This window comes from Rhodopirellula maiorica SM1, from assembly GCF_000346295.1.
In the GTDB taxonomy this organism is placed as follows: Bacteria; Planctomycetota; Planctomycetia; order Pirellulales; family Pirellulaceae; genus Novipirellula; species Novipirellula maiorica.
The window spans coordinates 22,145-28,144 of sequence record NZ_ANOG01000614.1; the positions used below are offsets into that span (position 1 = coordinate 22,145).

The 6,000-nt window shown below is 52.6% G+C and carries 5 protein-coding genes and 18 tRNA genes; 20 read left to right on the plus strand and 3 right to left on the minus strand.

Annotation, left to right across the window (positions count from 1 at the left end; genetic code table 11):
* The first annotated feature begins 16 nt into the window (after positions 1 to 16).
* The 5 genes from RMSM_RS19700 (at position 17) to RMSM_RS19720 (ending at position 950) form a co-directional block, all read left to right on the plus strand.
* Positions 17 to 88, plus strand: a tRNA-Phe gene (locus tag RMSM_RS19700).
* Between the two features lie 356 nt (positions 89 to 444).
* Positions 445 to 518 (plus strand) — tRNA-Ile (locus RMSM_RS19705).
* Between the two features lie 83 nt (positions 519 to 601).
* Positions 602 to 674, plus strand: a tRNA-Lys gene (locus RMSM_RS19710).
* A gap of 20 nt (positions 675 to 694) precedes the next feature.
* Positions 695 to 766, plus strand: a tRNA-Ala gene (locus RMSM_RS19715).
* Positions 767 to 879: 113 nt separating this feature from the next.
* Positions 880 to 950, plus strand: a tRNA-Gly gene (locus RMSM_RS19720).
* Between the two features lie 3 nt (positions 951 to 953).
* Here the strand turns inward: RMSM_RS19720 and RMSM_RS19725 are convergent.
* Positions 954 to 1,313: a four helix bundle protein gene (locus RMSM_RS19725; protein WP_008700106.1), complete on the minus strand. Its 360-nt coding sequence runs from the start codon at positions 1,311 to 1,313 to the stop codon at positions 954 to 956.
* A gap of 50 nt (positions 1,314 to 1,363) precedes the next feature.
* Between RMSM_RS19725 and RMSM_RS19730 the strand changes: the two genes are divergently transcribed.
* The 8 genes from RMSM_RS19730 (at position 1,364) to RMSM_RS19760 (ending at position 3,445) form a co-directional block, all read left to right on the plus strand.
* A tRNA-Asn gene (locus RMSM_RS19730) sits at positions 1,364 to 1,436 on the plus strand.
* A 407-nt stretch (positions 1,437 to 1,843) separates the two neighbouring features.
* Positions 1,844 to 1,916, plus strand: a tRNA-Asp gene (locus RMSM_RS40430).
* 85 nt (positions 1,917 to 2,001) lie between these two features.
* Positions 2,002 to 2,076 (plus strand) — tRNA-Glu (locus tag RMSM_RS19735).
* 520 nt (positions 2,077 to 2,596) lie between these two features.
* Complete coding sequence (locus RMSM_RS19740; protein WP_236622221.1) at positions 2,597 to 2,866, plus strand: hypothetical protein; 270 nt, start codon at positions 2,597 to 2,599, stop codon at positions 2,864 to 2,866.
* Between the two features lie 95 nt (positions 2,867 to 2,961).
* A tRNA-Leu gene (locus RMSM_RS19745) sits at positions 2,962 to 3,035 on the plus strand.
* 93 nt (positions 3,036 to 3,128) lie between these two features.
* Positions 3,129 to 3,199, plus strand: a tRNA-Ala gene (locus RMSM_RS19750).
* Positions 3,200 to 3,206: 7 nt separating this feature from the next.
* Positions 3,207 to 3,278 (plus strand) — tRNA-Leu (locus RMSM_RS19755).
* A gap of 93 nt (positions 3,279 to 3,371) precedes the next feature.
* Positions 3,372 to 3,445: transfer RNA gene (locus RMSM_RS19760), tRNA-Leu, on the plus strand.
* Positions 3,446 to 3,475: 30 nt separating this feature from the next.
* Here the strand turns inward: RMSM_RS19760 and RMSM_RS19765 are convergent.
* A complete protein-coding gene (locus tag RMSM_RS19765) occupies positions 3,476 to 3,877 on the minus strand; it encodes a four helix bundle protein (RefSeq protein ID WP_236622222.1) in 402 nt (133 codons plus the stop codon).
* A 172-nt stretch (positions 3,878 to 4,049) separates the two neighbouring features.
* On the opposite strand from RMSM_RS19765, the gene RMSM_RS19770 reads away from it, so the two are divergent.
* The 6 genes from RMSM_RS19770 to RMSM_RS19785 all read left to right on the plus strand — a co-directional run bounded on the left by RMSM_RS19770 (position 4,050) and on the right by RMSM_RS19785 (position 5,053).
* Positions 4,050 to 4,125, plus strand: a tRNA-Leu gene (locus tag RMSM_RS19770).
* Positions 4,126 to 4,137: 12 nt separating this feature from the next.
* Positions 4,138 to 4,210, plus strand: a tRNA-Val gene (locus tag RMSM_RS19775).
* Positions 4,211 to 4,273: 63 nt separating this feature from the next.
* Positions 4,274 to 4,359, plus strand: a tRNA-Ser gene (locus RMSM_RS40435).
* A gap of 12 nt (positions 4,360 to 4,371) precedes the next feature.
* Positions 4,372 to 4,442: transfer RNA gene (locus tag RMSM_RS19780), tRNA-Arg, on the plus strand.
* Positions 4,443 to 4,565: 123 nt separating this feature from the next.
* A tRNA-Arg gene (locus RMSM_RS40440) sits at positions 4,566 to 4,637 on the plus strand.
* 218 nt (positions 4,638 to 4,855) lie between these two features.
* Positions 4,856 to 5,053: an SEC-C metal-binding domain-containing protein gene (locus RMSM_RS19785; protein WP_008700113.1), complete on the plus strand. Its 198-nt coding sequence runs from the start codon at positions 4,856 to 4,858 to the stop codon at positions 5,051 to 5,053.
* Between the two features lie 61 nt (positions 5,054 to 5,114).
* On the opposite strand, the gene RMSM_RS19790 is transcribed toward RMSM_RS19785, so the two are convergent.
* Positions 5,115 to 5,474, minus strand: a complete 360-nt coding sequence (locus RMSM_RS19790) for a four helix bundle protein (protein ID WP_040768303.1) — start codon at positions 5,472 to 5,474, stop codon at positions 5,115 to 5,117.
* A 51-nt stretch (positions 5,475 to 5,525) separates the two neighbouring features.
* Here RMSM_RS19790 and RMSM_RS40445 point away from each other — a divergent pair.
* A tRNA-Cys gene (locus tag RMSM_RS40445) sits at positions 5,526 to 5,596 on the plus strand.
* Positions 5,597 to 6,000: the final 404 nt, after the last annotated feature.

A 6,000-nucleotide genomic window follows, 5' to 3' on the forward strand; every position in this document is an offset into this window, starting at 1 on the left:
ACAACGAACCCAATTTGGGCTGGTAGCTGAGAAGGTCTAGCGGCGGTTTGAAGAACCGCAGACGAGGATTCGAGCGCCTCCCGGCCCACTCAAAGCAGGCGTCAGACTTCAGGATTCAGTCGCCAGGAAAAGTACTGATGCCTGAAGTCTGGCACCTGAAGTCTGGTCCCGGTAGTCGAGGGCTGGTCGCCCAAATCCGCCTGATACGCGGGTCGCGCTGAGTTCGATCCTCGGGGCTACCACTTTGGAAGTTTGAAGAGAGAAGGGTGAAGAGTGAAATGATGATTCAGACAGCAAACCTAAAGCCTAAACGCCTAATACCTAAAAACTATTTAGGGGCTGTGGTGTAACTGGCAGCATGACGGACTTCGGGCACCGACGCACGATGCGGTGGTCGTCGTGTAGGTGAGGGTTCAACTCCCTTCGGCCCCATTGGCTACGCATCGGCGTGTAGCTCAGGGGTGAGAGCGGCGTCCTTATAAGGCGACGGTCGCGGGTTCAATTCCCGCTGGCGCCGACTGACGAGAGACTCGAGTTCTGAGGGATGAGTTCTGAGCACCGAAACTCAAGACTCGCAACTCAAGACTCACAACTATTTTTTGGGATTGTGGCAGACAAGGTAATGCATCGGACTCTTAATCCGAGCGATGTGAGTTCGATTCTCACCGATCCCACTTGAGACATTATGAAACAAGCACTGATGGTCTAACGGTAAGACTCCTCCGTCGCGAGCGAGGTGATGCGGTTTCGATTCCTGCTCGGTGCTCTATGTCAGACTTCAGCAATCAGGAGTCAGGCTTCAGAACAAAATCTAGAGTCTGAAGACTGAGTCCTGAAGCCTGATCCGATCTTTGATAATTTGGTAGTGATGCATTTTTTGCGCCCATGATGTAGCGGTAGCCTGCTGCCTTGCCATGGCGGAAGTGTGGGTTCGACTCCCACTGGGCGCTTGGTCAGGCTTCAGACTTCAGAGAACGAAGCAAGCCGTTGAGTACACGCCCAGTCTCGTTGGCGATCGCGATCACTTCGGTAGCGGCTTTTTCGTCCAGGTAGGACAGTCGCTGAGCGAGCGAAAGTTGATATTCGACTTCGCAAACCGATCCGTAAGCGATTTCAAGAAAGCGAACGTAGTCTGCCTGTGATGACTTAGCACTTCCTTCAACGATATTCGACGGGCCGGAAACAGCAGCACGGCGAAGCTGTGAGGTTAGCCCAAACATTTCCTCTTTGGGAAAGGTTGATGTGCATTTGTAGATAGCCATAGCCAGTTGGTCTGCCAACTCAAACGCTCGCAGTTTTCTGTAGTCTCGCATGATTTTTCCTTTCTGAAGTCTGAAACCTGATACCTGAAGTCTGATTCTATTCCGGTGTGGCCCAATCGGTAGGGCGGCTCCCTGTTAAGGAGACGAGTGAAGGTTCGAGTCCTTCCGCCGGAGCTTGTCGTGACTGCAATTCTCTCCGGCGCGTAGACGCGACGTGGGCCTTTGAAGCTCGCAGATCGGGTTCAATTCCCGGACGGAGTGCTAGGACAGGCGTCAGACTTCAGTTATCAGGCTTCAGGGAAAGGAAACTAGTTTTTCTGACGTCTGAAGCCTGACGCCTGATTCCTGTCTTCTCGGGTATAGCTTGGAGTAAGCGGTGTGGTTTGGGACCACGCATGGACAGTGTGCGACTCACTGATACCCGACTGTGGCCGTCCTGTATTGGTTTCAGGAACTTCGCTGTGAACGAAGCCCATGTCGGTTCAATTCCGATCGGTCACCTAGAGTAAGGCATCAGACTTCAGGCCACCTCAAGGTGCATAACCTGGAGCCTGAAGACTGATCCCTGAAGCCTGACCAACGGTGGCAAGTTCCTCTGGGAAGGAAGCTTGATTGTCTATCAAGTTGCTGCGGGTTCGACTCCCGTTGCCATCGCTCAGTAGTCCATAGCTCTTAGTCTTTAGTCTCTAGCAAAAGCTGGATTCCTACAGACTATCCGCTAAAGACTATCAACTATTTCGGCGTGGTAGATTCTGAAGGCAGAATCGTCTGGTTTTCATCCAGGAGTCCGCGGGTTCGATTCCCGCTCACGTCACTTGTCCAGGCTTCAGACTCCAGGGAACTGACTTCAGGATGTTTTTTTCCTGATTGCTGACGCCTAATACCTGAAGCCTGAGTTGGAAGTCACCCGGCCGGATGAGGACACTGTCTTGGAAACAGCTGCGGTGAAACCGTCGATGTGTTCGAGTGCAGAATCCACTTTGGGGTTTCCGCTTCGTTGACTGAATCATGGGAGCGTTTCCACACGGGAGACTGTAAATCTTCTGCCTTTAATTGTGTGGTAGTCGGCGAGAGGTGCGATTCCTTGCGTTCCCACTTTTGAAATTTCACACGTCTCTGGTGTAACGGTAGCACTGCTGATTCCAAACCAGTTAGTCAGGGCGTCTCGAAGTTTGAAGAGTGAAGAGTGAAGGGTGAAGTTTGAAACACCTGACGCGAACCATTTTCACTATTCACCCTTCACTCTTCTAACTTCCAAAGATGGTTCGATTCCATCCGGGACTACTGCTGGCGTCACGGTGACGCTGGCCCGCAATTAACCAAGGAGAACGACGATGTCCAGAAATGTGAAGTACGTGCAATGTGCGATGAGACGCGACATCGCCGGCGGATCAGTGCGAACGACATCGTACATTCCGCAAGAGTTTGCGAAAGTCGGCCGCGTGCTGAGGTTGAAAGACGACAATGTAGGTTGGGTCGACGGTTGGGTGGTCGAATTCGTCGGTGACGAGATCGTCGAAGGCGACCAACTCCCTGACTCGCACAAGGCGATCAAGAATCACCGCAAATCGACGGGCGACAGTACGCCGCGACTTCGAGCGTAACACGGAAAGAAGTTTGGAAGGGTGAAGTTAGAAGTTCGAAGGACATGACCGAACCTTTTTTCACACTTCACCCATCTTACTTCAAACTTCCGATCGCCTAGATACGCCAACCGGCCGAGCGGCTCGACTTAAACCCGAGTGTTTGCAGGTTCGACTCCTGCTCTGGGCACTAACAGAAGCTTGAAAAGTGAAGGGTGAAGTTTGAGACATCCGACGCGAACCATTTTCACTATTCACCCGTCACACTTCTAACTTCATTCATGGGGCGCTCGTCCAACGGGAAGACGTCTGTTTTGCACGCAGAAAATCGGGGTTCGATTCCCCGGTGCTCCACTTTTATGCTGAGGTAGGCCAACGGCGAGCCGCTTGTCTTAGGAACAAGTGCTTGCGGGTTCGACTCCCGCCCTCAGTACTCTGGTAGCAGATAGCGAATAGTCCATAGTCTCTAGAAAAAGATTCTCGGCTCCTTGCTAAAGACTATCAGCTACAGACTAAAGACTACGACGCTGTGGTACGCAAACCGGCAAAGCGGCGAATTTCAAACGTTCGTGTTTGAGGGTTCGACTCCCTCCCGCGGCATTAGCCGATTAGCTTTTAGCTGATTAGCCGTTAGCTCTTCCGTATGGAGCGGATCAGGGCGGCTAGGACTTTCGATGTTTTGTTCAACTTGGATTGATAATCCGGGTGGTCAGCTCCAAAACCAAGGCGGACGCCAAGCGAGGTTTGATACTCGAGTTCTCGTAGCGAACCGTATGCGATATCGAGGAATCGTAAAAATTCGGCTTCTGTCTGCCTTCCACATCCTTCAACGATGTTTGATGGGACCGACACTGCGGCACGCCGCATCTGCGATGTCAAGCCAAACTGCTCTTCACGCGGAAAGTTCGCTGTGAACTTGTACGTCAGCAACGCGACTTCATCGGCCAATTCAAAAGCACGTAATTTGTTGTGATCTCTCATTTGTTTCTCCTGACATGGGAAGCTAATTGCTACAAGGCTAACAGCTAACAAGCTACCTCATTGCGGGTGAGCCAGGCTCATCCGGGCCTCATAAGCCTGGACTGTCGGGTGCGACCCCCGAACCCGCTACTTCAATGCGACAACAACGCGGATGGGCCAGTGCCCAGCCAGGTTTCATATGCCAGGCACGTCGGGTGCGACCCCCGGATCCGCTACTTCATTCGGTCGAGTACGCAAACAGGCAAAGCGGCAAGCACGAGAGGCTTGTGATTTTGCAGGTTCGACTCCTGTCTCGACTACTTGTGCAAAACGATCGCGTGGTCCAGCGGCTAAGACGCCTGCGTGACAAGCAGGAGACCGATGGTTCGATTCCATCCGTGATCACTTTTGGTCGTTGATCGCCTCGCGATCATAACGTTTGGTTCGCGGAGCGAACCACGACAATACGGAAGGCAGCCGGATACGGTTTGCCGGGCCGCACTGCTAACGCGTGCCACCTTCGGGTGATGAGGGTTCGACTCCCTCGCCTTCCGCATGTTTGAAACGGCTCAATGTGAAACGGACATCATCTCTGGCTTCTAACCAGAAGTTCCGGGTTCGATTCCTGGTCGGGCTACTGATGTGACAACCCAAGCCGACGTGGCTCGATGCAGAAAGGCACCGCTCTTGTAAAGCGGCTCATGCTGATGCGAACCCAGTCGTCAGCTCTTGTGACTATGAATGAAGAAAACAACCAAATGACTCGCGGGTGTGCTGGATAGCATGATAGTCTTCGAAACTGTCGGACCAGGTTCGATTCCTGGGCGGGTTACTCAAAATGTTCTCGGAGTGTGCCGGATTCGCACGCGACTTTGCGAAGGTCGTAGACCAGGTTCGATTCCTGGCGAGAGCACTGACTGATCGACTGCAGACTCGGATTACATCTTGAAAATGTGAACCATCTGAGTTGTACCTTCGCCGATTGGTCTTTGCACAATTAAACGTTTTCACACTCAAGCCGGAGCAGAACGATGCGATACGAACATCTGTATGACGACGACAACGCCCAATGCTTTCGAGCCGATGAGCAAACGTCGTAAAGGATACCCGTCGGAAACGAAAGTCAAACGCGGAGTCCGAATCATCCAAGGCAAGCAACTCGAGGAAAAGCTCGGTCGTAACGACCTATGCCCATGCGGCAGCGGTCAGCGGTTCAAACGTTGTTGCCTACGATCGGGGCGTCTGTGATGGCGTCAATCGCGACGACTACTGGCGTAGTAAATAGTCTGTAGCCTTTAGTCTGTAGGGATCAGGAGTCGCTGCGAAGCGATTTAAGAAGCCCGTAGGTGACCTTTGACGTTTCGACAACCTTGTCGTTGAGCGTTGTGGCGAGATCGGTTGGCAGATATTCGAGCCGCGCAGCGATGCTGAGTTGATATTCCACTTCCCGTGCGGACGCGAATGCCATGTCGAGAAATCGAACGAAGTCTGCCTGCGATTGTCGAGCACAGCCTTCGACGATGTTGGACGCGATTGAAACGGAAGCTCGACGAAGTTGCGACGTCAGCCCGAACATTTCGTCTTTTGGGAATGTCCTCGTTACTGAATAGACCGACATAACAAGCTGATCCGCTAACTCGAACGCTCGTAGTTTCCGATGATCCCGCATTTCTCAACCCCATTTCCTCAGGACTCACAACTCAAGACTCATCCCTATCTTAACGCTGGAGCCAGATGGCTAGGCGACCGGCTGCAACCCGGTTTAAGTGGGTTCGACTCCCACCAGCGTTTCTTGATCGACCAACTGACGAATCGGAATACATTTTTGCTAAAGAACCGTCTGATTCAAAACCTTCGCTGGCCGATCACAACACAAAGTTCAACTGCCTGCTGGGAATACATCGTAACTATGACGACCCTAAGGTATCGAACTTCCGGGCGACCGGAAGCAGTGTGAGCGTCGGCGGATCTCTCTGAGAATCGCAAACGCGTGCCCACTGTCGACGGCATTGCTGTCGATAAGAGCGGTTTCTCGGCAAACAACTTCGTTGGACTTTTACTAAACACGGCGACTGCCGGTTCGGAATACATGCACCACCAAAGCTGATGCGTCCAGTGAGTCTGGGGATCGTGGCGACACGATCGGTAGGTTCGATTCCTACACGACTGTGATCTGACCAACACTTCGTCGCCGC